Origin of the sequence: Streptomyces sp. NPDC021212 (genome assembly GCF_044332925.1) — a bacterium.
In the GTDB taxonomy this organism is placed as follows: domain Bacteria; phylum Actinomycetota; class Actinomycetes; order Streptomycetales; family Streptomycetaceae; genus Streptomyces.
Map to the genome: position 1 here is coordinate 121,676 of NZ_JBIRPZ010000011.1, position 24,311 is coordinate 145,986.

A 24,311-nucleotide genomic window follows, 5' to 3' on the forward strand; every position below is an offset into this window, starting at 1 on the left:
CCACCCCTACCTCCGCGCCCTCGCGTGTCCGACAGACACTGTCCGTACAGGCGCGCTTACTGGCGAGACTAGGCACACGACCACCACCCTCGTTGCCATGACGACCGAAAATCCCCCCTCACGGGGTACGACTCAGGGCCAGCTCCCTTCCGTACCCGGCGAGTTCGCCATGCGCTTCACCTCGACGCCGCGCGGGGCGCGGCTCGCGCGGCGGCTCGTATCGCACCGGCTGGCCGCGTGGGGGTACCCGTACGATTCCAGCCCCAACGAGATCACGACGCTGATCGCCAGCGAGCTGTGCGCCAATGCGGTGCGTCACGGACGCGTCCCCGGGCGGGACTTCCACGTACGCCTCACCGCGCCGCTCGACGCGTCGGGCCCCATCCGTATCGAGGTCTCCGACACCCGCACCGAGCGGCTGCCCGCGCTCAAGACGGCGACGCCGGAGGCCGAGACGGGGCGCGGGCTGTTCCTCGTGTCGCAGTTCGCCGAGCGGTGGGCGGTTGGGCCACGGCCCAACGGTGGGCCGGGGAAGACCGTTTGGGCTGAGATCGCAACAAAATACGGGGCCGACACCCCTATCGTTGGCGCCCATGGAACAGCGGATGGAAACCGCCATGCGCGTGGAGATCAGCGCCGAGGCGGATGATGGGGATCTCGCGATCCACGACCTGTACCGGTGGCTGCGGCAGGACACGGACGTCCGTGCGCATGCCGATCTGAACATGCTCCCGAGCCCCTCGCACGGCAAGCTGGGGATCATCGACCTGGTGGTCAGCCAGGGGCTCGGCGCGCTGAACCTCGGCCTGTCCTACGCCGCGTGGCGCGCCGCGCGCCCGGCCGCACCCGCCGTCATCATCAGCGCCAACGGCCGTTCGATAACGGTGCGCGGGGAGTGCGACGCGGAGACGGTGCGCCGCTTCGTGGAGGCGATGGAGTCCGCCTCCGCTCCCAGCCCGACCCCGGCGGCGGACGCGGACAGCGCGTGACTCCTCAGCGGCAGCGGGCACGGGTACCCGGCATGTGCTCGGCGTGACCCCGACGGCTAGGGTCCAACCACGAGTGATCGCGTCGGCACCGTAGGGGAAGTCATGGCAACGCTCGCTGACCGGCCGAAGGGCGAGGACCACGAGCAGAGGCCACGTCGGCGCAGGTGGCTGGTGTGGTTCCTGGCCTTGTGCGTGGTGTGGACGCTCGGCGTGATCGTTTGGGCGGCCGTGGCGCTGTTCACGTCGGCCGGTGACGGTCCGGAGGAGTCAGTGGAGCGCAAGGCGGGGATGCACCACGATCAGCATCCATCCGCGGGGCGCTACTACATACCCACGTACGCCAAGGTGGCGAAGGACGGCGCCGCGGTGCTCCGGTACAAGGTGGGCAACGGCCAGGACTCAAGCGTCGAGGACTTCCTTCGTACGTACGACATCACCGCCGAGCCGAAGCGCTCCAGCCCGTCCAAGGTGACGTACTCCGACCACTTCGGCGAGGTACGGCGAACGTTCACGGTCACCTACAACCCATCGCCCGAGACTGGTGGCTACGACTACGCGCGGATCACCGTCGAAGCCACTCCTTGAGTCACAGCAGGACATCACGTACCGGGTCCGCCGCGTGGCGCGCCGCCCGCCCGGCGGCGCCCGCGTCATCATCAGCGCCAACGGCCGGTCATGGTCTCGCGGCGGACACCCCCTAGTAGCTGTCGTAGCTGGGCTTACCCTTCGGCCGGTAGACGCCGACGACGGTACCGCCCTTCGTCGTCGAGACGCTGACCGGCTCCAGCGCGGTGGGGATCGCCCCGTCGGCGAACAGCCGCTTGCCGGTGCCGATGATCACCGGATGGATGGTCAGCCGGTACTCGTCGACGAGGTCGTGCCGCATGAGGGTCTGGGCGAGGTCGCCACTGCCCACAACGTTGATGTTGCCGCCGTCGGAGGCTTTCAGCTTGCGTACGGCATCGGCGATGTCGCCCTCCAGCAGCGTGGAGTTCTGCCACTCGACGGACGTCAGGGTCCGAGACGCCACGTACTTGTGCATGCTGTTCATCCGATCGGTGAACGGGTTGTCGGGATCGGCGGTCGGCCAGTACGCCGCGAAGATCTCGTACGTCTTGCGGCCGAGCAGCATCGCGTCGGAGGACTCGTACCAACCGGCGATGGCCGTGCCGACCTCGTCGTCGGACACCGGCTTCTGCCAGCCGCCGTGCTCGAAGCCGCTCTCCGCGTCCTCGTCCGGACCGCCCGGTGCCTGCATGACGCCGTCCAGCGTCAGGAACGTGCAAACGATGATCTTGCGCATGGTGCGCTCCCTTCGTTGACACGTAGACCGCACCACCGCCGGAAACTCATCGGCGGAGCCGGTTTCACGACCAGGCGATCTCGCCATGGCGGGAGACGAAGCGTCCGGTACGCGCGCCGGGCCCCTCGGTGGCGAGGGCGACGATCGCGTCCGTGCCCTCGGTGACGGTCTGGGGGCCGCTGTGGCCGTTGAGGTCGGTCGCGGCGGCCACGGACGCGTCGTCGGTCACGTCGATGGGGACGTAGCGCGCGCCGAGCGCGGCCGCGGCCTCCTCGCCCTGCTCGCGGCTGCGGGCTCCCACGAGCACGGTGTGGCCGCGCTCGATCAGGCGGCGGGCGGTCTCGCGGCCGAGCCCCTTGTTGGCTCCGGTGATGAAGGTGATCGTCATGTGTTCGATCCTGGTCCCGTCGAGGGAGGCGGACCAGGGACGCTTCGACGGTAGGAAGACCCGTACCACCCTCGCGCCCCCACGCACCACGCGGGATGCAGAAGGATGGGGAACATGCCGACGACACCCGGGACCGGACTGGGCGCGATGATCCGCACGTGGCGGGACCGGCTGCCCCCGTCGGCCGCCGGGCTGCCGGTGGCCGGGGGGCGCCGGGCGGCCGGGCTGCGGCGTGAGGAGCTGGCCGACCTGGCCGGGGTGTCGGTCGACTACGTCGTGCGCCTGGAGCAGGGGCGGGCCACGACGCCCTCGGCGTCGGTGGTGGCGTCCCTGGCGCGCGCCCTCCAGCTGTCCACCGCCGAGCGGGACCACCTGTACCGGCTGGCCCGGCTCGTACCGCCGATGGACGGCGCGGTCTCCGACCACCTTCCGCCCGGCATGCAGCGGGTGCTCGCCCGCCTCGGGGACGTGGCGGTCGCCGTGTTCGCGGCGGACTGGCAACTGGTGTGGTGGAACCGTGGGTGGGCCGCCCTGCTGGGCGACCCGTCCGCCTCGCCGCCACGGCTGCGCAACTTCGCCCGCGACAGGTTCCCGGTGGACGCCGGCCCCGCGCACCTCGCACGGTGGCCGGTGACCGAGGCGGACCGCGACGCCACCGATGCCGCCGTCGTCTCCGACCTGCGCCGCGCCACCGGCCGCTTCCCCCGGGACAGCCGCTTGGCCACGCTGATCCGCGACCTGAACGCGGGCAACAGGAGGTTCGCCGAGCTGTGGGCGACCGGAGAGGTGGCCGCGCACCGGGAGGACCACAAGACGATCGACCACCCGTCGGTGGGTCCGGTGACGGTGGACTGCGACGTCCTGACCGACGGCGACTCCGAGCTGAAGATCGTCATCATGACCGCCGTACCCGGCAGCGAGGACGAGACCAAGCTCCAGCTCACCGCCGTCACCGGCCACCGTGCTGATGCCCCTTGAGGGGCTGCGCATACGTTCGGTATACAACAAGTATGCTGCCAGCCCATCCGGAAGAGAGGCCGCACACCCCATGCGCATCGCACTGAGCCAGATCACCACCGGCCCGGACCCGAAGGCGAACCTTGTCACCCTGCGCGAGCAGGCCCTGCGCGCGGCGGCGGACGGCGCCCGGATCGTCGTCTTCCCGGAAGCCGCCATGGCCTGCTTCGGCACCCGGCTGGGCCCGCTGGCCGAACCGCTGGACGGGCCGTGGGCCACCGAGGTCCGGCGGATCGCGGAGGACGCGGGGCTGGTCCTCGTGGCGGGCATGTTCACCCCGGCCCCCGACGGCCGGGTCACCAACACCCTGCTGGCCACCGGCCCTGGTGTCGAGGCCGCGTACGACAAGATCCATCTGTATGACGCCTTCGGTTTCGCGGAGTCCAAGAACGTGGCCCCGGGCTCGGAGGTGGTGACCTTCGCGCTGGACGGCGTCCGGATCGGCCTCGCCACCTGCTACGACGTGCGGTTCCCCGAGCTGTTCCGGGCGCACGCCGACGCGGGCGCGGCGCTGTCGCTGCTCCCGGCATCCTGGGGCGCGGGCCCCGGCAAGCGGGAGCAGTGGGAGCTGCTGACCCGGGCGCGGGCGCTGGACGCCACCGTATGGCTGGCCGCCGTGGGACAGGCCGATCCGGCGGCATCCGGCCTGTCCACCACCGGCTCCGCCCCCACCGGCATCGGGTACAGCGCCCTCGTCGGCCCCGACGGCACCGTACGGGAGCGACTGGAAGCGGCCCCCGGGCTGCTGGTGGCGGACGTCGACACGGACGAGGTCACCGCCGTACGGCGCACGGTGTCCGTCCTGGCCAACCGCAGGCTCGGCACCCACGCGACGAGCGGGCGGGCCAAGCCCGAGCTGGAATTCCACCGTCCCTCCGGCGCCTGGCAGGTGCCCGAGGGGGCCGCCCCGGGCGTCCGGGAGCAGACCCTCGCCGCCGACGGGAGCGGGGCGCATCGCACGGCGCTCGTCCGGTGGGAGCCGGGCACGGACACCTCGCGGTCCGGGGTCGTCCGTCATGACTTCTGGGAGGAGGTCTACCTGCTCGAGGGCGACATGCACGACCTGACGCTGGGGCGGACCTTCTCGGCGGGGGACTACGCATGCCGCCCGCCGGGCATGCCGCATGGCCCGTGGATCTCCGACGGCGGGGTGACGATGCTGGTGATCACCTACCCCGGGGCTTGAGTCACTGGATCCCGGCACGCTCCAGGGCCGTACGCGCCATCCGCCGCGCCGTCGCGACCGGGTCGGGGATGGCCGACAGGCCGTACAGCACGGTGGCGCCCTCGTGGAGCAGGAGCAGTTCGTCGGCGAGGGCGCCGGGGTCGGGGGCCTTCGCCTCCTCGGCCAGGCCCCGCAGATAGTCCCGTAGCCACCGCTTCTGGTCGCTGATCGCGCGGCGGGCCGGATGGCTGCTGTCCGGCAGCTCGGCGGCGGCATTGACGAAGCCGCAGCCGCGCGGGTTCTCGCGGCGCATCCAGACGCCGAGGGCGTCGAAGGTGGCAAGGATGCGGTGCGACGGGTCCTGCCGGGGCGACTTGTCGACTTCGGCGGTCAGCCAGACCCGCCACCGCTCGTCGCGCTCGCGCAGATACGCGGCGACCAGCGCCTCCTTGCTCCCGAAGCGTTCGTAGAGCGTCTTCTTGGTGACCCCGGCGCGCTGAGCGATCAGATCCACGCCGACCGCGTGGATCCCCTGCCCGTAGAACAGCTCGGCGGCGGCATCGAGGACGCGGCGGGCGGCGGGGGTGAGCGTATCCATGGGGCGCGATTCCTCCCGACGTGACGTGACGGGTATACCGATCTGTTTAGTCTAGTGGAAGAGCGTGGTAAACAGACCGGTATACCTAGTAGCTCGGGAGGAGTCCCATGCCCGTCACCGCGATCACGTCCATCGGTCTCGTCGTGATGTGGAGTTCCGGCTTCATCGGTGCCGAACTCGGCACCCGCGAGGCCCCCGCCGACACCCTGCTGATGTGGCGCTTCATCGCGGCGGCCGTTCTGCTGGGCGGCGGTTGGGCGCTCTTCCGGCGGCGCAGGCTCTCCCTGCGCGCGGTGGCCGAGCAGACCGTCATCGGCGCGCTCTCGCAGGGCGGTTACCTGGGCGGGATCGTATGGGCGGTCGGGCTCGGCGTACCGTCCGGGACCGCCGCCCTGATCGCCGCGCTGCAACCGCTGGCCGCCGGTGCCCTCGCCGGGCGGCTGCTCGGGGAGACGGTGACCGCGCGGCAGTGGGCGGGGCTCGCGATCGGGCTGGGCGGCGTCGCCCTCGTCGTACAGGGCGACCTGTACGGGACGGCGGCCGTGACGCCCTGGGCGTACGGCCTTCCGTTCGCGGCCATGGCGGCGCTGCTGGCGGCGAGTTTCCTGGAACGGCGCACGCGGGCGCCGCTCTCGCCGATGGACGCGATACCGCTGCACTGCGTCACCAGTGCGGTGCTCTTCACCGGTGTCGCCTTGGCCGGCGGCCACGCGGCGCCCCCGTCCGGCGGCGGCTTCTGGTTCGCGGTGGCGTGGACCGTCCTGCTCTCCACCGTGGGCGGTTACGGCTTCTACTGGCTGAGCGTGCGGCACAGCGGCGTCACCCGTACCTCCGCGCTGATCTACCTGACGCCGCCGACGACTTCGGTGTGGGCGTACGCGATGTTCGGCGAGGCGCCGGGGGTGCTCGCGCTGGTGGGGATGGCGGTGTGCGTGGCCGGGGTGGCGGCGGCGAATGGCCGCGCTGGGCGGCGGTCGGCGCGAATCTCTCCGGAACCGGAAGCGGCCCGTCGCGAGGTCGTCCCCTGACCGTGCCGCCGGACAGGCCGGGCTGTGTCCGGATCGAGGTGTCGGACACCCGCGGGAAGCGGAAGGGGCAGTCGCCCGCGACACGCACGGCCCGCGCGTAGGGAACGGCGGGATCGCATGCCTCCCACGGCCACAGGCACGGTCACTGGCGGACTCTTCCGGTTCATCTGTACGTCGAAAGCCGTACGCGTGGCCTGACCGACGCGACTGCCGGTGTCCGGTGCGGGGAACAAGACCACGCTGTCCGCCCTGCTCATCGCGCTTCTGGAACACGTTTTACCGCATGACCGTTCGCGCATTGACCGCAAGGGCACGATCTGGACAACCGGCCACCAGCCCACCGGTCGTACCGCTCACACTCCGGTCGCCGGTCCTTCGACGGCGGAAACCCACAGGTGAGACACGGTAATGCTCCCCGGAGGCCACCTTCGCCGAGAACACGTTCGCCCGCGCGGAGTTCCCTGCTCGCGGGCGCTCTCGTGATCGCTGTCCTGATTCCCGCCGCAGCCCCCTGTCTTGATTTACGTTGTTGATACATAGAAGAAACACACCTTTCCGCAGATCAGCCGCGTCAGCCTTTCCGCGCGGCTCCCGGTACGCACCGGCTCATCCGGCAGCTGCCCGGACATGGCCGGTTCCTGTCCTGCGGAGCCAAGAGCCGTGGGACACGATGATCGCGACAGATCAGCAGGGAGTTCGACGAACAGCAGAATGGATGTGCCACCCATCCAGTGCCGCAATAAAGCGGACGGATGAATTCACCTTCTCTTCGATCCGATCCCCGCCTCGATCCTGTGCGTCACCCTGCGTCACTGCTCGGCAAAGCCGTCACCCCAGTCAATCGCGCCTGAAACGGGAGTGAAAACGAGAATGACAACGTTTGCGAGCACGGCGATCCACGACTCGGTCACCTCACTCATCGACGACCTGGACCGGCACCCGGTCTACGAAAACGAGTACTTCAAGCTCCTCGAGGGAACGCCCTGGACCGGTGAATCGTTCGAATTCCACCGGGCGAACTTCTACCACCGCACCGAAGGCACCGTGAAGGGCATCGCCCATGTCTGCGCCCAGGCGGCGGCCCACGACGACATGGACACCCTGGTCCTGTTCTCGCACATCCTCAACGAGGAGACCGGCGACGGCAACCGGGCGCACTGTCACGAGATACTGATGGAGAACACCCACAACCTGCACGGTCAGGTCGAGTTCGGTGTGGCTCCGATGCTGGTCAAGGAGGCGCGGGACAGCAAGCTCGTCATCCCGGAGACCCTGGAGTACCGTCGGCGCACGCTGGACCTGCTGGTCACCAGCTACCACAGCATGCTGGGCGTCGCGATGGCGCTGGAGTCCCACGCCGACCGGATGCTCAAGATCTGCCGTACGGCGTTCCGCAACACCAACAAGGTCCTCCCGCAGGACAAGTTCGTGCACGACGTCGAGGTCTACTTCAACGTCCACGTGGGCGACGAGGGAGTCGAGGAGCGCCACGCCGCGGACGCCAAGAAGTGCGTGGTGAACAATTGCCACAGCGAGGCGGACGTGGCCGCCATCGCCGCCGCCGCGACGGCGACGCTGGACGTCCAGTTGGAGATGTGGAACGCGATGCACAAGGCCGTCACCAACTGAGTCCGCGGCTCCAGAGAGGCAGTCCACACAACTGTGCAGAAGAACCGAGGAATCTCCAGCGCCGTTCTGAACATTCCGGAATCGGCGACGCACGGAACCGCGGCCAAGCTCGTAGCGCTGAACAGCGGGCTCGCCGCGGAAGACCAAGTAATCGACCTCAGCATAGGCGCTCTCGACACGCCCACCGATCCCCGGATCGACCGCGGCGTGATCGATTTCATCCAGACGAAATCCGACGTGATCCACGCGTTCGCCCCCATCAAGGGATTTCCCTTTCTGCGGGAATCCATTGCGGCGCGCGTGAGCCGTCTGCACGGGATCGCATACGATCCGGAGAACGAGATCCTGGTGACGCCCGGTGGCGTGAAGGGTTCCATCTCCGTGGTGCTCCACGCCCTGCTGAACCCGGGCGACGAGGTCGTCGTTCCGGTGCCCAACTGGCCGCACTACTCGGACATGGTGCTGCTGCACGAGGCCGTACCGAAGACGGTCCTGGTCACGGCCGAGGACGGGCTGACGGCGCCGGCGCTCGAGCAGGCGATCTCCGACCGGACCAAGATCGTTGTACTCGGCGACTGCATCAACCCGACGGGCAAGATCTACTCGACGGAGGAACTCTCCGCGCTGGCACAGGTCGTCGCCCGGCACAACCTGCGGCGCGAGGCCGACGGTGCGAGCCCGATCTACGTCCTGTTCGACTGCCCCTACGAGGCCCATGTCCTGGGCGACCGCGCCAAGACGTTCGCCGCCATCGAGGCCGCACTCCCCGATGGGAGTCTCACCCCGATGCGGCCGTGGACGCTGACGGTGACCGGCCCCGGCAAGACGTACGGCATGCACGGGGACCGGATCGGCTATCTGTGCGGGCCGACGGACATCGTCGAGGCCGCCGCCCGGGCACAGGTCAACCTCACGTCGTTCGCGTCCACCTACGGCCAGGTGGCGACGCACATCGCGCTCCAGCCGGCGATGGACGAAGTGGCGACGGCGAGGGCCAGGACCGCGCGCACGAACCTGGAGGCCATGCTCCGCGAACTGGAGGCCGTTCCCGCGCTGCGGGTCAGGCCGCCCCAGGGGGGTTACTTCCTCTTCGTCGACCTGTCGAGCTACGCCCACGCCTACCAGGAGCACGGCTACGTCACGGCCGACCAGTTCCTCCTGGAGGAGGCGAAGGTCGCCACGATCTGCGGCAACCACTTCGCCGAGGACAAGGGCCTCAGCCACTTCGTGCGGATCAACTGCGGCCGCACGGCGTCCATCCTGAGCCAAGCCGGCATACGCATCAGGCGTGCCCTCAGCCGTCTGGAGCCCTGAGCTGAAAGCCAACACGGTAGGAACTGTCAGATACTGCGTCATCGGCACCGGATTCGCCGGTACCTGCGCGCTGTGGCATCTGGTCCGGGAGCTGACCGTTCCAGGGCGTCTGTCCCCGCTCTCCCGTTCCGCGATCACGATCGCCACGGTGGAGCGGGGGCGGGTGAACGGCCCCGGATACCCCTACGCCAAGGACAACGCCCAACTCGGACACCGGTGCAACAACGAAGCGAGCACCATGGGGATCCATGGCAACGACTTCGTCGACTGGCTCGCCGAGAGCAAGCCCTGGCTCGTCGCCGACCATCCGGAACTCATCCTGGAGACCCACCCCGGGATCGACCCGACGGACTGGAAGCCCGAGGACGGCGAGTTCTATCCGCGGGCCCTGTTCGGCCTGTACCTGGAGCACCGGTTCCAGGACGCCGTGAAAATCGCCCGGGACCACGGGATCGACGTGCGGCAGTACACGGGACACGAGGCCTTCGACGGGCGGACGACGGAGGACGGCTTCTCCATCCTGCTCCGTGACCTCGGCACCGGCCGCGAGTTCAGCCTGGACGGACTCGACCGGGTGCTGCTGAGCACCGGGCACTGGCAGTCCGCGGAGAACGACGCGCTCGCGGAACACGCGGGGTACGTCTCGGCTCCCTATCCGCCGGGCAGGCTCCGGTCCGTCGTCGCCGGCCGTGTCCGGTCACGGCGGACACCGGGTGCGCGTCCGCGGGTCTACGTCCAGGGGATGGGGCCGAGCGGCATCGACGCCATCATGACCCTGTGCGATGAGGGCGAGTTCACGTACACGGCGGACGGACACGTCGCCTCCTACCGGCCGGCGCCGTCGGGAGGGGGAGAAGAACCGCCGCACATCGTCGTCGGATCACGCTCCGGCTTCTTTCCCCCCGTCCGGGGCCCGCTCACCGGCCATGAGCTGTTCCATCTCACCCCGGACGCCCTCGCCGGTATCCGGAGCGAACACCGGGGGCAGCTGAGGATCAAGCCCATTCTGGACCTGTTGGACAAGGATCTGCGCAGAGCGACCGACGGGGCGCTGGGGTGGCACGACGTCGAAAATCCCCGGTTCTCCTCGGCCAGAGAGAAACTCGAAAGCGACCTTCGGGACTCACGTCACGGAAATCCCGTCTACACGCTCGTCCTGAAGGCGCGGAGGATGTGCTTCTACCGGGAACTGGAGCCCGGCGACAAGGCCGTGTACGACCGCCTTTTCGACACGCACTTCATTCGGACGGCGGTGCCGATGCCGACGGCGAACGCGGAGAAACTGATCGCCCTCATGGACGCCGGAGTTCTGTCCACCGTGAAACACGGGTACGCGGAGCCACCGGTCAGTGTGCACGAGGACGGCGGATTCGTGATCGCGTACGAGACCGCCGACGGCGAGCGTTCCAGCGTGCGGGCCGACTGCGTAGTACGGGCCAAGACACAGGATTTCAGCCTGGAACGCCACCCTTCGGCACTGGTGCGGAATCTCCTGCGACGGGGCGAGATCGTGCACCACGAGGAATCGGGATACGTCACCGGCGGATTGGCTCTCGACCCGCACGGAACATACCGGGTGACGAGGCGCGCGGGGAACCTTTCCGAACCGTCGCCGCATCTGTCGTCGTACGGTTCCCCCGTCAGGTTCTGGCAGAACGAACACAATTACGCCAGAGCCTTCGTGAAAGCCGCCGAGCAGGTCGCCGCCGACTGGGCCGACGCCGCGCCCAAAATACCGCAACACACCACCGTACCGGACGACGCAGGGCTGATCATCAGCTAGACAGGGAGTTGAACGATGGAAATGAAAGAGTTCTACTATCAGGACGGCCTACGGGTCAGCGTGTTCAACCTCGATCACGAAGCCGTTCCCTACCACTTCCACAACGAAGTGTCGGACATGGTGTACTGCTCCAGGGGGCAGATCGCCATCGAACTCCCCGAAGCAGGCGAGGTATTCACCGTGCTTCCCGGACAGGTCTTCCAAGTGCCCCGCACGAACAAGCACCGGTTCGTCAACGGAGCACCCGTCGGAACGCCCTCGCGGTACGTCCTCCTCCAGATCGGCACGTTCGACATCAACTTCGTGCCACCCACCGAAGGGCTCGCGGAGAAGGTCGCCGACCGCACGGCGACACACGTGGCGGACGCCGACGTATACATCGAGAACCGCAAGGACGACATTCTCGGGCTCGCCGACCGCTTCACGTCGGAGAGGCCGGAGGTCCTGACCGCGGAGGAGCAGGCCGACGTGGTGCAGGCGCTGCGCTGCTTCGTGGACCGCGGTATCGCGGCCGAGCATCCGAGGGCCGCCGTCCAGTCGTGACCGACGCCATCCCCTTCTCGTTCGGACTGACCACCTTCGTGCTGATCGTTCTCACGTTCTTCGTAGGTGGGTTGTTCAAGGGGCTGACCGGCCTGGGCCTGCCGCCCGTCGTCCTCGGGATTCTCACCGCAACGATCGGTATTCAGCCCGCAAAGGCGCTGATCATCATCCCGACGTTCCTGACCAACGTATTCCAGGCGGTGCGCGGCGGCCACGGTCGTAAAATCATCCATCTCACCTGGCCATTTCTCTTGGCCGCCACCTTGTTCACCCTGTCGGGCGCGCTGACGCTGAGCTATTTCCAGGCGGACGTGATGTCCGCCCTGCTCGGCGTCGGGCTCGCCGTCTACGGGATTCTGGGGCTGTTCCGACTGCGGGTGAACATCAGGGGAAAATGGTGGAATCACCCCGTGGGTGCGTCCCTCGGGGCCGTCAACGGATTTCTCACGGGAATGACCGGATCGTCGGCCGTCCCGGGGGTCTTCTACCTTCAGTCGATCGGTCTGTTGCGGGACCAGTTGATCCAGAGCATGGGGATCCTCTTCACGCTGTCGACGGTTTCCCTGGCATGGTCGCTGCGCACTCAGGATCTCTTGGACGCGAACCTGCTCGCCATGTCCGCGGTGTCCTTGGCGCCGGCCTTTCTGGGAATGTCGATCGGGAACAGGATCCGCCGCAGCATACCCGAGGAGAAATTTCACATGGTACTCTGTGCCGCTCTGATACTCCTCGGCCTCTACATCACGGCCCTGAATCTGGCCAAGTGACACCGGATCATTAATCGACAAGGGGAAATATCATGGAACCGGCCTTCGCCGAGTTACTGCGCGAGTTGGAGGAATTCGGCGAGGCCAACGACTCGGCCACGGACGACCGAAGCCGGAAGATGCTGAACATCACGCCCGACACCGGTAAGTTTCTCGCGCTGCTCGTCAAAGCCTGCAAGGCGCGGAACATTCTGGAGATCGGCACGTCCAACGGCTACTCGACCTTGTGGCTCGCCGACGCCGTGGGCCCGGAAGGTTCAGTCACGACGGTCGAGCGGGCCGACGACAAGGTGAAGATGGCCGAGCGGAACTTCCGGCGTGCCGGACTCCATTCCCGGATCCGGCAGATCACCGACGACGCGGGCCGTTTCCTCGCCTCGCGCGAGGCCGGCGAGTACGACTTCGTCTTCCTGGACAGTAACCGCGGGGAGTATGTCGGCTGGTGGGACTCGCTGCGGCGGATCCTCGCGGACGGCTGCCTGCTGGTGGTCGACAACGCCGTGTCCCACGCCCACCAACTGGAGGACTTCAACCGGCTGGTCGAGGCGTCGGACGACTTCTCCGGAGTCCTGCTGCCCATCGGCAAGGGCGAGTTGGTGCTCCTCAAGGACTCGTGACCGGTCCCTCGCCCGCCGACGAGCAGCCCGAAGGCCCTTGAGGGCTGCTCGTCCAGGACGGCGATGCCGTCTGCCCCTCTCCTGTCCTCTGAGCCGTGCTCTCCCGTGCATCGGCTGCACATCGGGTGTATCGCCCCGTCTTTCGTTCACCATCCGCACTGAGGAGTAACTGCCTTGGACGTCATGACGGCCATCCTGACGCGCCGTAGCATCCACACGCTCTCCGGTCCGGCTCCTTCGGACCAGGAGTTCGCCTACCTGCTGCGGGGAGCGGCCGCGGCCCCCGACCACGGCAGACTGCGCCCATGGCGCTGGATCCTGCTGAGGGACGCGGACCTGGAGGCGGTCGGCGCCTGCCTCGCCGCCGAGGCGGAGCCGGAGGAACGGGCCATGGTCGAGAGGAAGTTCATGCGAGCCCCCCTGAAGGCGGTGCTCGTCTTCTCCCCGGCGGCGGAGCACCGCGTGCCCGAATGGGAGCAGCTCGCCTCGGCGAGCAACGTCGCCTACGGCTTGATGCTGTTACTGCACGCCCGCGGCTTCGGCAGCATCTGGCGTACCGGCCGGTTGTGCCAAAGCCCGAGCGCTCGGAGCCTGTTGGGCGTCCGTCCGGACGAACAGCTCCTGGGCTCCCTGGACATAGGCACGCCCGGCAGCTCGGTACAACCGGCCCGCCGGAGCCATGAGGACGTCACCGACCGCATGCAGTTCCTGCGCACCTGAACGGGACCACGACGCCGTCAGCAGCACTGCCAGGTGAACATGGCGCGGTCGAAGCGGCCCGCCGCGAGGTCGTCGGGGCGGATCAGCCAGTACAGGGCGCCGCCGTCGCCCCACATCAGGTCGGCGTCCTCGTCGGAGTCGAACTGGGCCAGGAGCACCCAGCGCCGCGCCTCCGCCTCGATCCGCGGGTCCTCCCACGACACCCCGTGGCCGCCCAGTGCGCCATGTGCGACCACTACCTCCACGGGGGTCTGCACGGACTGCGCGTGGCCGCCGATCTGGTGGGCGGCGCCGCTCTCGTACGCCCACTGCGCCCGCTTGAACGCGTCCGGGAGGTCGAGGCCGCCGAGCGCGGGCGCGTCGGTGTCGGGGGCGCTCGGGCCGAGGCGGACGGTGAGCGGCACGGCCGGGTACGGGGTGAGCCCGGCGGGCGCGGGGCGCTCGGGGGCGTCGGCGGGCGCGGGCGGGAAGTGGAGTACGCGGGCTCCGGCCCAGGTGGTGGGGTCGGCGGTGTCGACCAGGGCGTCGTCGTCCTCGTCGCCGTAGTAGAAGAAGGCGAGCCGGCCGTCGGGAGCCAGCGGTATGTCCAGCCCGGCCACCGGCAGCGCGGCGCAGTCGACCGACGCGACGAACCGCAGCGGGCCATGGCCCTCCCACAGCGGCCACTCGACACCGTCGGGCAGCCGGGGCAGCCCGCCGAGCTGCCCGACGACCGGGTCGCCCGCCGCCGCGACGCGCAGATGCGCGGCGGGGCGCAGCAGCCCGGTCCAGCGGTCGGCCAGGTCGGCGGGGAGGTGGGTGCGCGCGAGGGCGTGCAGCGGGTGCTCGGCGGTGGTCATATGGGCCATCATGACGGGCGGCACCGACAACGGCCGGGCCGGGCGGTACCGGCGGCGGGGCGGGCCGAGCGGCGGGGCCCGCGCAGGTCGAGAAAGCCCACAGGTCAAGGAACCGTAAAGCGGGGGCGTTCGTTACCCCGGACATGACCGCTATGACACCCGGCTCGAACCTCCCCCTCCCCGTCGCGCGCGTGGCGGTTGACGTCACCGCGCCCGTGCGGCTCGACGTGTCGGGCCTGCTGCTCACCGCCGACGGCAAGGTGCGCTCCGACGACGACTTCGTGTTCTACAACCAGCCCTCCGGCCCCGGCGTGACCCACCGCGCCGGGGCCGGGGGCGGTGGTGACGCGATCACCGTCGACACCGCCGTCGTGCCGCCGGACATCGACAAGATCGTGGTGACGGCCAGCCTGGACGCCCCCGGCGCCACCTTCGCGGGCACCGAGCCGACCGCCACCGTGCGCGGGGCGGACGACGGCGCCGTGATCGCCACGTTCACCCCGCCGCAGCTGGGGACCGAGACCGCGCTCGTGGTCGTGGAGGTGTACCGGCGGGGCGGGGCCTGGAAGGTGCGGGCCGTGGGGCAGGGCTATGCGAACGGGCTGGCGGGCATCGCGACGGACTTCGGCGTGACGGTGGAAGAACCCGCCGCCCCGGCAGCAGCACCCACCGCACCGCCCGCGCCCCCGGTCACCCACGCGCCCCCGCCCACCGGCCCGGCGGCGTCCGTCCCCCCGCCGCCCATGCCGTCCGCCCCGCCCGCCGGCGGGAAGATCAACCTCGACAAGGGCCGGGTGAGCCTCCAGAAGAACCAGAGCGTCTCCCTGGTCAAGGGCGGTCGCCCGATGCTCAACTCGGTGAGGATGGGCCTCGGCTGGGAGCCCGCCTTCCGCGGTGCGAACATCGACCTGGACGCCTCCGTGATCGCTTTCGGCCCCGACCGCAAGAAGATCGACGCGTGCTTCTTCGGCAAGCTGGCGATCCTGAACGGCGCCATCCAGCACTCCGGCGACAACCTCACCGGCGAGGGCGGTGGCGACGACGAGTCCATCACCGTGCACCTGGGCGGGCTCCCACCGGAGGTCACGGGCCTCGTATTCACGGTCAACTCCTTCTCCGGCCAGAAGTTCACGGACGTGGCGAAGGCGTACTGCCGCTTGGTCGACGCCCAGACGAACGAAGAGCTGGTCCGCTTCGACATCACCAACGCCGAGCCGCGGACGGGCGTGATGATGGCCAAGCTGATCAGGCAGTTCTCGGGCGAGTGGGAGATGACGGCGATGGGCGAGTACGTCGACTCGCGCACGGTGCGGGGAATGGCGAAGCCCGCGGGCAAGGCCCTCTGAGGCGGCGGGGCGGGGCACGCCGAACCACCGTCGGGCTCCGCCCCAGGGCCGTATTATTAAGAGGATTGCTAAACTGGGTCACGTGGCAGCAGAAGAGACAGAGCCGGGGCTCGGCGAGGGACCGGCCAAGGCGATCAGCGTGTCCCTCCCCGAGGGGACCGTGCGGGCCCTGCGCGATTACGCGGGCAACCGTGGGGTCTCGGCTCTCGTCGCCGTGGCGATCGAGGAGCATCTGCGCAATCAGGCCACCCGCGAATACCTTGCCGAGTTCGAGGATGAGCACGGGTCGTTCACCGGTGCGGAGCGTCAGGCGGCGGCCGACATCTGGACGGCGGCCGAGCGTCGGGAGTCCCAGTGGCACGAGGCCGTCTGACCGGAGGCGGCTGCCTGGTCCTGGACAGCCAGGGACTGTCGCTCTACCTGGAGCAGGACCGGACCGTGATGAACATGGTGCGGTCCGCGCTCGACCGTGGTGCCGACCGCGTGGTCAGCGGTGCCACCCTCATCGAGGCCCAGCATGACGGCATCAAACGCGCGCGCTGGAACTACGTGCTCTCCCAGCTGCGCGTGGAGCCCCTCAGCGTGGACTGGTCCAAGGAAGCCGCACTCCTGCTCCAAGAGACCGGGTTGCACGGTCACAAGTACGCCATCGACGCGATGGTGGCAGTCACCGCGCTGCACCAGCCCGGCCCTGTGGTCATGCTGACCTCGGACACGGACGACATGGAAAAGCTGTGCGGAGACCGAGTCACCCTGGTCGCCGTCTGACCGGAAAAATGGGGCGCGCCCGGCCGCCGCGGCGCAGTACGGTCCCGGCCATGGACGAAGTCGGCAAGGACGGGTACTTCGGAGAGCGCGTCGCGGCGACATACGACGAATCGACGGCGGAGATGTCCGAGCCGGGGGCCGTGGACCCGGTGGTGGATCTGCTGGCGGGGCTTGCCCGGGGCGGGCGGGCGCTGGAGCTGGGCGTGGGGACGGGGCGTATCGCGCTGCCGTTGGCGGCCCGCGGGGTTCCGGTCCACGGGATCGACCTGTCGGAGGCGATGGTGGCCCGGCTGCGGGAGAAGCCGGGCGGGGACGCGATCGGGGTGACGATCGGGGACTTCGCCACCGCGCGGGTCGACGGCTCGTTCTCCGTGGCGTATCTGGTGTTCAACACGATCATGAATCTGACGACGCAGGAAGCGCAGGTGGCGTGCTTCCGCAACGTCGCGGAACACCTCGCGCCCGGCGGCTGCTTCCTCATCGAGGTCATGATCCCCGAGCTGCGGAAGCTGCCCCCGGGGCAGCACATCGTGCCGTTCCACGTGGGCGCCACGCGCTGGGGGTTCGACACCTACGAGGTCGCCACCCAGACGATGAGTTCGCACCACCTGCAGATCGCGGAGGACGGCCGGGCCACGTACACGCCGATGCCCTTCCGGTACGTATGGCCCGCCGAGCTGGACCTGATGGCCCGGCTCGCCGGGCTGCGGCTGCGCGACCGGTGGGAGGGCTGGGCCCGGGAGCCGTTCACCAACGACAGCCCCCGGCATGTCTCGGTCTGGGAGAAACCCACCGCCTAGCGATCAGGCGGTGGCCGCCTCCAGCAGGGGCCAGCCGTCGACCTCCACCGTCTGCCGCTCCCCCGGCTGCCACCCTCGGGCCGACGCCGCGTCGAGCAGGGCCCGGACGGCGCCCGGTTCGTGCAGGTTGAGGGAGCCGCCCCGGACGTACCCCACGTCCCCCGAGCCCATGGGGAACCCGCCCGGGACGTACCGGCCGGGGCCATCGGCGAAGACGATGCGCAGCGGGCCGCCGCTGCCGGACGGCTGCGGGTACAGCGTGAGGGTCTGGCGGCAGTCCGCGGCCCGGCCGCCGTCCACCACCCGATGGCTGTGGCGGAGCGTCCACAGATACGTGCGCCCGTCGGCGACCAGGCGGCGGGGCTTCTTCGGATGGCGCGGCACGGAGCCGAGCGTACGCGGCCCGACCGCTACGCCGTGAAGAAGTCGGCGAGCGCGCGGGCGATCCGGCCGGGGGCGTTCTCCGTGGGGATGTGTCCCGCGTCCGGGATCCGTAGGAGCGTGGTGTGCGGGATCTCCGTGGCGAACCGCTCGGCGTACTCGACCGTCTCGAAGGGGTCGTCCTCGCCCCAGATCAGCAGCTTGGGCGTCGTCGACCGCCGCAGCGCGGGAACGAGATCGAGGGTGTAGCGGCTGTCGGCCGCGCCCGCCATGGCCATCCAGGAGCGGCGAACCCGGGCGGCTGTCCACGGGTCCAGGTAGTCCGCGATCCGCTGCTCGGTGGCGGCACCGGCCAGCGCCGCCGTCACCGCCTCTCGGCGGGCGGCGAGAACGTCGTCGGCGGTGGCCCCCGGACCCCGGAACCGGGCCACGTGGGGGGCCGGCCAGGAGTCGTAGGTGACCGAGTTGACCAGGGCCAGCCGCGACACCTCCAGGCGGTCGTGGACGAGGAGGTGCTGGGCGACGGCGCCGCCGATGTCATGGCCCGCCACGGCGACCGGCCCGGAGATCTTCAGCGCGGACGCGAAGCGCGCCACCCAGTCCGCGAGGGCCGGGACCGTGGCCGTTTCCGGGGTCAGCTCGCCTCCCGAGCGGCCCAGTCCGGGGAGATCGACCGCGAGGGGGCGCAGCCCGGCCTCGGTGAGGCGGCCCAGCACCGGGAGCCAGACCCGGCTCCAGTACGTGCCGTGCAGCAGCAACACGACCGGGCCGTCCCGCTCCACGGCCTCCACGGTCAGGTAACTGGCCGTTTCGCCGTCGACCTGGACGGCGGCCCTCAGCACTGTGGTTTCACCCATGGGACCACTGTGACCGGGGACGGCCTCCCCGCCCGAGAGTCCGGAAAGACACCCACAGGTACATTCCTGCCATGAACCTGCATCGGGTGGTGGCCCTGCTCAACCCGCCCCAGTCACCCTTCGAGCTGGCCTGTGCCACCGAGGTCTTCGGCACCGTCCCACACGGCGAGCCGGCCCGCTACAGCTTCCGGGTCTGCGCCGAGCGCCCCGGCCCCGTGCAGACCACCGCCGGCTACGCGATGTTCGTCGACGCGGGGCCGGCGGCCCTGCGGGAGGCGGACACGGTGATCGTCCCCGGATGGCAGCCGCCCGGCGCACCCGCACCGCCGGCCGTCATCGAGGCGCTGCGGGACGCGCACCGGCGCGGGGCCAGAATCGTCGCCATCTGCACGGGGGCGTTCGTCCTCGCTCAGGCCGGACTGCTCGACGGCCGCCGCGCCACCACCCACTGGCGCAGCGCCGCCCGGCTCGCCGCCGCCTTCCCCGAGGTGCGGATGGATCGGGACGTGCTCTTCGTGGACCACGGCGACGTGGCGACCAGCGCCGGGACCGGCGCGGGCATCGACCTGTGCCTGCACCTGGTGCGTTCCGACCACGGCGCGGCGTACGCCGCCCAGATCGCCCGGAACATGGTCCTGCCGCCGCACCGGGAGGGCAGCCAACTCCAGTACGCCGCGCGGCCCGCACCGGCCCGGGCGGACGAGTCGTTGGCGCCGCTGCTGGAGTGGGCCGCCGCCCGGCTCGACACGCCGCTGACTCTCGGCCGTCTCGCCGAACGCGCCGGGCTGTCCGGCCGCACCCTCGCCCGGCGGTTCGCCGAACAGCTCGGCACCAGCCCGGGACAGTGGCTGCTCGGCCGGCGCCTCGACGCGGCCCGGGTACTGCTGGAACAGACCGACCTGCCGGTCGAGGCCATTGCCACCCGGGTCGGGCTTGCCTCGGCCGTCAACCTGCGGCGTCGTTTCCGGACGCATCTCGGGACCACACCTGGTGCCTACCGACGGACCTTCGGCGAAACCCGCGTCACACGGCGGTGAGCGGTGCCGGTGCCAGATCCGCCAGCCGGGCCAGGCGCCGGTAGGAGGCGAGCAGGGCGTCCTGGTCGTAGGTGCTGGTGGTGACCAGCACCTCGTCCGCGCCGCTGCGGCCGATCAGCTCATCGAGCGCGGCGGCCACCTCGTCCTCCGTGCCGTACAGCTGGCCCCGCAGCCCCTCCTCGTAGAAGCCGCGCTCCTTCTCCGTCATGTCCAGCGCGGCGATCTCCTCCGGCGGGGTGAGCGGGGGGAAGGTGCCGCGGGTGCGGGAGTGGGCCATGGCCCAGGCTTCGGGGACGAGGAGGCGGCGGGCCTCTTCCGTCGTGTCGGCGACCGCCACGTTGCCCGAGACGACGACGTACGGCTCGGACGACCACGCCGAGGGCCGGAAGCCCTCCCGGTAGCGGTCGATCGCGCGCAGCATGCGGTCCCGGCCGCGGAGGTCGCCGATGACCAGCCCCAATCCGGCCTCGGCCGCCACGTCCGCGCCCGCGCCCGTCGCCAGGACGAAGGCGGGCAGGGTCAGGCCCTCCGCCGGGAGGGCGTGGACCTGGGGGTACGCGCGCTGCCCGCCGGTGAACCAGCCCAGCAGCTCGGACAGTTGCGCGCCGAAGTCCTGCGCGGCGTCCTTCTCGGCGCCCAGGGCGCGGCGGATGCCGTCGGTGAAGCCGACCGAGCGGCCGAGACCCATGTCGATGCGGCCCGGGAAGAGGGAGGCCAGCACCCCGAACTGCTCGGCCACCACCAGCGGGCGATGGTTCGGCAGCATCACGCCGCCCGTGCCCACCCGGATGCGCTCCGTCGCCGCCGCGACGGCGGCCGCCAGCACGGTGGGGGCCGATCCGGCGACGCCGGGCACGCTGTGGTGCTCCGAGACCCAGAAGCGGTGGTAGCCCAGGTCCTCGGCCTGCTGCGCGAAGCGAACGGTGTCGCGCAGCGCCTGCGACCGCTCCCGCCCCTGCCGGGTGCGGGAGCGGTCCAGGATGGAGAAGGGGGTGGTGTGCAGACGTGAGGTCACCTTCACGTCAACACGCGCCCCGGCCGGGAGGATTCCCGGCTCAGCCCTGGCGGCGCCAGGGGCCTGTGATGGCCAGCATGATGCCCGGCTCCTGGATGTTGGCGTACAGCGTCTGCCCGTCGGGCGAGAAGACGACGCCGGTGAACTCGCTGAACTCCGGCTCCTCCGCCGAGCCGATGTTCAGGTCGTTGCGCGCGATCGGGTACGTACGGCCGTCGTCCGTCGCCCCGAACAGGTGCTGGATGCCCTCGCCGTCCTCGGCGATCACCAGGCCGCCGTACGGCGAGACGGTGATGTTGTCCGGGCCGTCGAACGCGCCGTCCTTCGACGGGTCCGGGTTGACGCCCAGCAGCACCTTGAGGGTGAGGGTGCGGCGCTTGGGGTCGTAGAACCAGACCTGGCCGTCGTGCTGGACCGGGCTCTCCTCACGGGCGTACGAGGAGACGATGTACGCGCCTCCGTCGCCCCACCACATGCCCTCCAGCTTGCGCGCCCGGGTGATCTGGCCGTCCTCGAACTGCTTGCGGACGGGCACGGACTTCGCGTCGCGGTCCGGCACCGGCTCCCAGTCCACGCCGTAGACCGTGCCGATCTTGGTGGCGCGGGACAGGTCGTCCACGAACTTGCCGCCGGAGTCGTAGCACCGGGGCGCCTGGAGCACGCCCGCGTCGTCCGCCAGCGTGCGCAGCTTGCCGCGGCCGTGCTGGAAGCCCTGCGGCGGGACCCAGCGGTAGAAGAGACCGTTCGGTCCTGAGGCGTCCTCGGTGAGGTAGAGGTGGCCGCTCTTGGGGTCGACGACGACCGCCTCGTGCGCGTACCGGCCCAGCGCCTTGATCGGCTTGGGGTTGCGGTTCGCCTTGCGGTCGCTCGGGTCGACCTCGAAGACGTAGCCGTGGTCCTTGGTCATGCCGTTCTGGCCGGCCTTGTCCTCGTTCTCCTCGCAGGTCAGCCAGGTGCCCCACGGGGTGCGCCCACCGGCGCAGTTGGTCGAGGTGCCCGCGATGCCGACCCACTCGGAGACGTGGTCGCCGTACTTGGCGACCTCGACCACGGTGCAGCCGCCGGACGCCGCCGGGTCGTAGACCAGGCCGTCGATCAGCGGAACCGGGTGGGGCCAGTTCGCGCGGGGGCCCTTCAGCTCGTGGTTGTTGACGAGCAGCGTCGCGCCGCGGGGGCCCTCGAAGGTGGCGGTGCCGTCGTGGTTGGACGGGGTGGACTCGCCGGACTCCAGCTTCGTCACACCGGTGCGGGTGATGATCCGGTACGTGAACCCCTTGGGCAGGGCCAGGATGCCCTTGGGGTCGGCGACGAGCGCGCCGTAGCCGAGGGCGGCGGCGCCCTCCTCCGCGGCGGTGCCGGTGGTTTCCGTCGCCAGGGCGCCGGGCGCGGTGCCGAGGACACCGGCGCTGCCGACGAGGGCGAACCCGGCCCCGGTGTACGCGGAGCGCTTCGCGAAGTCTCTTCGGGTGAAGGGCATCTTTTCTCTCCTGAGCGGCGAGGGCCTGGCTGCGAACGCCATGCTGGGGACTGCGCGCTTAGATTTTCGCCCCAGACCGAACAGCAGTTGAACGGAATGAGACATCGACGGACCAAAGGGTCCGTCGATGTCATGCTGTCGGCCGCCGTCAGGAGCCTTCCGGCCGTTACGCCCGGGAGCGGGCCTTGAACGCGGCCTTGCGGGCCTCCTTCGCGGCCTTCTTGTCCGGATGCAGCCGCCCCATCGCCTCCAGGACATCGGCCGTCGCCGGGTGGTCCACCCGCCAGGCCGACTCGAAGAAGCCGCCGGACTGGTCGACCAGCCCGCGCACCAGGTCCCGCAGCTCCTCGGAGTCGTCCTCCGTGGCGAGCTGCGCGGCCAGGGTGTCCACCGTCAGCCAGAAGACCATGGTCTCCGACGGCTCCGGGATGTCCTTCGCGCCGTGCTCGGCCAGCCAGACCCGGGCCAGCCCACCGAGGTGGCGGTCGTCCAGCACCTCCCGCAGGGCGGGCTCGGCCGCGTCGCCGACCAGCGACAGCGTCTGCTGGCAGGTGAGGCGGCGCAGCGGGGCGTCCTCGTCGTCGCCGCGGGCGGCGGCCAGGAGTTCCCGGGCGGCACCGTCGGGCGTACGGCGGCCCAGCCACAGCTCGGCCTCGGCGTGGGCGGCGGGCTCGGGGTGGCCGGGGAGGGTGTCCAGCAGGACGTCCGCGCCCTTGTCGGCCAGGTCGCCGACGACCGGGGCGTCGACGCCCGCGTCGAGCATGCGGGAGCGGATGGCGTAGACGCCGAGGGGGGTGAGGCGGACCATGCCGTAGCGGGAGACGTCGTCCTCGTCGTCCTGCGGCTGCGCTTGCGCCGGGTCGGACTCCTGGAGGCGGACCTCGCCGTCGACCTCCTCGATCAGCGACTCGTCGACCGGCTGGTAGTCGATGAGGCCGGTCGGGGCGAGCAACCGGAACTGGTCGTCCAGCCGCACCATCGCCTCCGACACCTCTTCGAGGATGTCGTCGGTGGGCTCGTCCATGTCGTCGGGGACGACCATGGAGGCGACGAGCGCGGGCAGCGGCACCGAGCCGACGGCCGCCTCCTCGTCCATGGCGGTGAGGAGGTAGAGGTTGCCCAGGATCCCGTCCAGGAACTCGGCCTCCTCCTCCGGGTTCCAGTCGATCGACTCGAGGTCGATCTCGCCGCCCTCGCTGATCTGGTCCACGATGTCGGCGAGGTCGGGCGCGGCGGCGTCGGCGAGGACGGTCTCGAAGCCGTCGAGCCAGATGTCGAGGATGTCCTGCGGGCTGCCGCCGGTGATCAGCTCCAGCTCTTCGCCACTGGTCGCGGTGGCGGGCGCCTCGCTCTCGCCGTCGGCCGCTGTGTCGTCGTCCGCCGAGTCGGAGGAGTCGGCGGAGTCGTCCGCGGACTCCTGGATCGCGACCAGGCCGGTGTCGACGGCCAGCTGCCACGCCTGGGCGACGTGCTCGGCCCCGTCCTCGTCCGCCGCGAGGTCCAGCAGCTCCACCGCCGCCCGCAGATCCTCGGCCGACAGCACGCCCCCCGCCGCCACCGGTTTTCCGGGCTCGGCCCAGCGGGCGAGCCGTACCGCGCGGGCGAGGAGCGGCGCGGCGAGCGCGTCCCGGGCGAGTTCCGCGTCGGAGCGGAGCCGCACGGGCGGCATGGTGGGGCGGTCTCCTGGCATAAGCGGAAGTCTCCTCGGGCGGATGGCGGTACGGAGGGCACGGGGCACGCGGCCCGGCCCCCAGCGTAGACGGAACGCGGGGGCAGTTTCGTCCCGATGTGGCCGCCCGCCGCGTTCCCCCGCCCGTTCACGTGTCCGTTCATCGGCCTGCCCGGGTCCGTACACCTGACCGCCCTTGACAACTGCCGTACGAAGACAAGAGATTGACGCGCGTAGAGGCCACCTTGTCCCTCTTTTCAC

General features: G+C 70.2%; 27 protein-coding genes and 1 pseudogene. 19 read left to right on the plus strand and 9 right to left on the minus strand.

Annotated features, from left to right (window positions below):
* Window positions 1–97: 97 nt before the first annotated feature.
* The 3 genes from ACH4SI_RS28530 (at window position 98) to ACH4SI_RS28540 (ending at window position 1,574) form a co-directional block, all read left to right on the plus strand.
* Window positions 98–649 carry an ATP-binding protein gene (locus ACH4SI_RS28530; RefSeq protein WP_398300506.1) on the plus strand — a complete coding sequence of 184 codons (552 nt, stop codon included), beginning with the start codon at window positions 98–100 and terminating at the stop codon, window positions 647–649.
* Entirely contained in the window at window positions 618–989 is a 372-nt protein-coding gene (locus tag ACH4SI_RS28535) for a hypothetical protein (RefSeq protein ID WP_398300508.1), read from the plus strand. Before ACH4SI_RS28530 ends, ACH4SI_RS28535 begins: the two co-directional genes overlap by 32 nt.
* Window positions 990–1,091: 102 nt before the next feature.
* Window positions 1,092–1,574, plus strand: a complete 483-nt coding sequence (locus ACH4SI_RS28540; protein WP_398300510.1) for a hypothetical protein — start codon at window positions 1,092–1,094, stop codon at window positions 1,572–1,574.
* A 112-nt stretch (window positions 1,575–1,686) separates the two neighbouring features.
* On the opposite strand, the gene ACH4SI_RS28545 is transcribed toward ACH4SI_RS28540, so the two are convergent.
* Together ACH4SI_RS28545 and ACH4SI_RS28550 are read right to left on the minus strand one after the other, a co-directional pair.
* Window positions 1,687–2,292, minus strand: coding sequence for a dihydrofolate reductase family protein (locus ACH4SI_RS28545; protein WP_398300512.1), 606 nt, complete (start codon window positions 2,290–2,292; stop codon window positions 1,687–1,689).
* Between the two features lie 64 nt (window positions 2,293–2,356).
* Entirely contained in the window at window positions 2,357–2,680 is a 324-nt protein-coding gene (locus ACH4SI_RS28550) for an SDR family NAD(P)-dependent oxidoreductase (protein ID WP_398300514.1), read from the minus strand.
* Between the two features lie 114 nt (window positions 2,681–2,794).
* Here ACH4SI_RS28550 and ACH4SI_RS28555 point away from each other — a divergent pair, with 114 nt between their 5' ends.
* The 3 genes and pseudogenes from ACH4SI_RS28555 (at window position 2,795) to ACH4SI_RS28565 (ending at window position 4,883) form a co-directional block, all read left to right on the plus strand.
* Window positions 2,795–3,658, plus strand: a complete 864-nt coding sequence (locus ACH4SI_RS28555) for a helix-turn-helix transcriptional regulator (RefSeq protein ID WP_398300516.1) — start codon at window positions 2,795–2,797, stop codon at window positions 3,656–3,658.
* A gap of 70 nt (window positions 3,659–3,728) precedes the next feature.
* Window positions 3,729–4,520 (plus strand): annotated as a pseudogene (locus ACH4SI_RS28560) (carbon-nitrogen hydrolase family protein); the annotation flags it as partial.
* Complete coding sequence (locus ACH4SI_RS28565) at window positions 4,500–4,883, plus strand: cupin domain-containing protein (protein WP_398300935.1); 384 nt, start codon at window positions 4,500–4,502, stop codon at window positions 4,881–4,883. The pseudogene ACH4SI_RS28560 and the gene ACH4SI_RS28565, both read left to right, overlap by 21 nt.
* 1 nt (window position 4,884) lies before the next feature.
* Here the strand turns inward: ACH4SI_RS28565 and ACH4SI_RS28570 are convergent, their stop codons facing one another.
* Window positions 4,885–5,460 (minus strand): TetR/AcrR family transcriptional regulator, encoded by a 576-nt coding sequence (locus ACH4SI_RS28570; protein WP_398300518.1) that lies wholly within the window; start codon window positions 5,458–5,460, stop codon window positions 4,885–4,887.
* A 107-nt stretch (window positions 5,461–5,567) separates the two neighbouring features.
* On the opposite strand from ACH4SI_RS28570, the gene ACH4SI_RS28575 reads away from it, so the two are divergent.
* The 8 genes from ACH4SI_RS28575 to ACH4SI_RS28610 all read left to right on the plus strand — a co-directional run bounded on the left by ACH4SI_RS28575 (window position 5,568) and on the right by ACH4SI_RS28610 (window position 13,861).
* Window positions 5,568–6,488: a DMT family transporter gene (locus ACH4SI_RS28575; RefSeq protein WP_398300520.1), complete on the plus strand. Its 921-nt coding sequence runs from the start codon at window positions 5,568–5,570 to the stop codon at window positions 6,486–6,488.
* Between the two features lie 870 nt (window positions 6,489–7,358).
* Entirely contained in the window at window positions 7,359–8,117 is a 759-nt protein-coding gene (locus ACH4SI_RS28580; protein WP_398300522.1) for an iron-containing redox enzyme family protein, read from the plus strand.
* 33 nt (window positions 8,118–8,150) lie between these two features.
* Window positions 8,151–9,431, plus strand: coding sequence for a pyridoxal phosphate-dependent aminotransferase (locus ACH4SI_RS28585; protein WP_398300524.1), 1,281 nt, complete (start codon window positions 8,151–8,153; stop codon window positions 9,429–9,431).
* Entirely contained in the window at window positions 9,406–11,214 is a 1,809-nt protein-coding gene (locus tag ACH4SI_RS28590) for an FAD/NAD(P)-binding protein (RefSeq protein WP_398300526.1), read from the plus strand. The genes ACH4SI_RS28585 and ACH4SI_RS28590 overlap by 26 nt, the downstream gene beginning before the upstream one ends.
* Window positions 11,215–11,229: 15 nt before the next feature.
* Entirely contained in the window at window positions 11,230–11,757 is a 528-nt protein-coding gene (locus tag ACH4SI_RS28595) for a cupin domain-containing protein (protein ID WP_398300528.1), read from the plus strand.
* Complete coding sequence (locus ACH4SI_RS28600) at window positions 11,754–12,524, plus strand: sulfite exporter TauE/SafE family protein (RefSeq protein WP_398300530.1); 771 nt, start codon at window positions 11,754–11,756, stop codon at window positions 12,522–12,524. Before ACH4SI_RS28595 ends, ACH4SI_RS28600 begins: the two co-directional genes overlap by 4 nt.
* A 32-nt stretch (window positions 12,525–12,556) precedes the next feature.
* Window positions 12,557–13,141: an O-methyltransferase gene (locus ACH4SI_RS28605; protein ID WP_361483315.1), complete on the plus strand. Its 585-nt coding sequence runs from the start codon at window positions 12,557–12,559 to the stop codon at window positions 13,139–13,141.
* Window positions 13,142–13,324: 183 nt separating this feature from the next.
* Window positions 13,325–13,861 (plus strand): nitroreductase family protein, encoded by a 537-nt coding sequence (locus ACH4SI_RS28610; RefSeq protein WP_398300937.1) that lies wholly within the window; start codon window positions 13,325–13,327, stop codon window positions 13,859–13,861.
* 17 nt (window positions 13,862–13,878) lie between these two features.
* Here ACH4SI_RS28610 and ACH4SI_RS28615 read toward each other — a convergent pair whose 3' ends face one another.
* Window positions 13,879–14,700 carry a YwqG family protein gene (locus ACH4SI_RS28615; RefSeq protein ID WP_398300533.1) on the minus strand — a complete coding sequence of 274 codons (822 nt, stop codon included), beginning with the start codon at window positions 14,698–14,700 and terminating at the stop codon, window positions 13,879–13,881.
* Between the two features lie 143 nt (window positions 14,701–14,843).
* On the opposite strand from ACH4SI_RS28615, the gene ACH4SI_RS28620 reads away from it, so the two are divergent.
* The 4 genes from ACH4SI_RS28620 (at window position 14,844) to ACH4SI_RS28635 (ending at window position 17,614) form a co-directional block, all read left to right on the plus strand.
* The gene (locus tag ACH4SI_RS28620) at window positions 14,844–16,046 is read left to right on the plus strand and encodes a TerD family protein (protein WP_398300535.1); all 1,203 of its coding nucleotides are present in this window, start codon (window positions 14,844–14,846) and stop codon (window positions 16,044–16,046) included.
* Window positions 16,047–16,128: 82 nt separating this feature from the next.
* Window positions 16,129–16,419, plus strand: a complete 291-nt coding sequence (locus tag ACH4SI_RS28625; RefSeq protein WP_398300537.1) for a hypothetical protein — start codon at window positions 16,129–16,131, stop codon at window positions 16,417–16,419.
* Window positions 16,401–16,814, plus strand: coding sequence for a PIN domain-containing protein (locus tag ACH4SI_RS28630; RefSeq protein ID WP_398300539.1), 414 nt, complete (start codon window positions 16,401–16,403; stop codon window positions 16,812–16,814). Before ACH4SI_RS28625 ends, ACH4SI_RS28630 begins: the two co-directional genes overlap by 19 nt.
* 50 nt (window positions 16,815–16,864) lie before the next feature.
* On the plus strand, window positions 16,865–17,614 hold the full coding sequence (locus tag ACH4SI_RS28635; RefSeq protein WP_398300541.1) for a class I SAM-dependent DNA methyltransferase: 750 nt from the start codon (window positions 16,865–16,867) through the stop codon (window positions 17,612–17,614).
* Window positions 17,615–17,617: 3 nt separating this feature from the next.
* Here the strand turns inward: ACH4SI_RS28635 and ACH4SI_RS28640 are convergent, their stop codons facing one another.
* Both ACH4SI_RS28640 and ACH4SI_RS28645 read right to left on the minus strand, forming a co-directional pair.
* Window positions 17,618–17,998, minus strand: coding sequence for a hypothetical protein (locus tag ACH4SI_RS28640; protein ID WP_398300543.1), 381 nt, complete (start codon window positions 17,996–17,998; stop codon window positions 17,618–17,620).
* Window positions 17,999–18,024: 26 nt separating this feature from the next.
* Window positions 18,025–18,852: an alpha/beta fold hydrolase gene (locus ACH4SI_RS28645; RefSeq protein WP_398300545.1), complete on the minus strand. Its 828-nt coding sequence runs from the start codon at window positions 18,850–18,852 to the stop codon at window positions 18,025–18,027.
* A 71-nt stretch (window positions 18,853–18,923) separates the two neighbouring features.
* Between ACH4SI_RS28645 and ACH4SI_RS28650 the strand changes: the two genes are divergently transcribed.
* The gene (locus tag ACH4SI_RS28650; RefSeq protein ID WP_398300547.1) at window positions 18,924–19,889 is read left to right on the plus strand and encodes a GlxA family transcriptional regulator; all 966 of its coding nucleotides are present in this window, start codon (window positions 18,924–18,926) and stop codon (window positions 19,887–19,889) included.
* Here the strand turns inward: ACH4SI_RS28650 and ACH4SI_RS28655 are convergent.
* From ACH4SI_RS28655 to ACH4SI_RS28665, 3 genes are all read right to left on the minus strand, one after another.
* Window positions 19,876–20,904: an LLM class flavin-dependent oxidoreductase gene (locus tag ACH4SI_RS28655; protein ID WP_398300941.1), complete on the minus strand. Its 1,029-nt coding sequence runs from the start codon at window positions 20,902–20,904 to the stop codon at window positions 19,876–19,878. The genes ACH4SI_RS28650 and ACH4SI_RS28655 overlap by 14 nt on opposite strands.
* Window positions 20,905–20,944: 40 nt before the next feature.
* Complete coding sequence (locus ACH4SI_RS28660) at window positions 20,945–22,381, minus strand: alkaline phosphatase PhoX (protein WP_398300550.1); 1,437 nt, start codon at window positions 22,379–22,381, stop codon at window positions 20,945–20,947.
* A 166-nt stretch (window positions 22,382–22,547) separates the two neighbouring features.
* Window positions 22,548–24,071: a hypothetical protein gene (locus ACH4SI_RS28665; RefSeq protein WP_398300552.1), complete on the minus strand. Its 1,524-nt coding sequence runs from the start codon at window positions 24,069–24,071 to the stop codon at window positions 22,548–22,550.
* Between the last annotated feature and the right edge of the window lie 240 nt (window positions 24,072–24,311).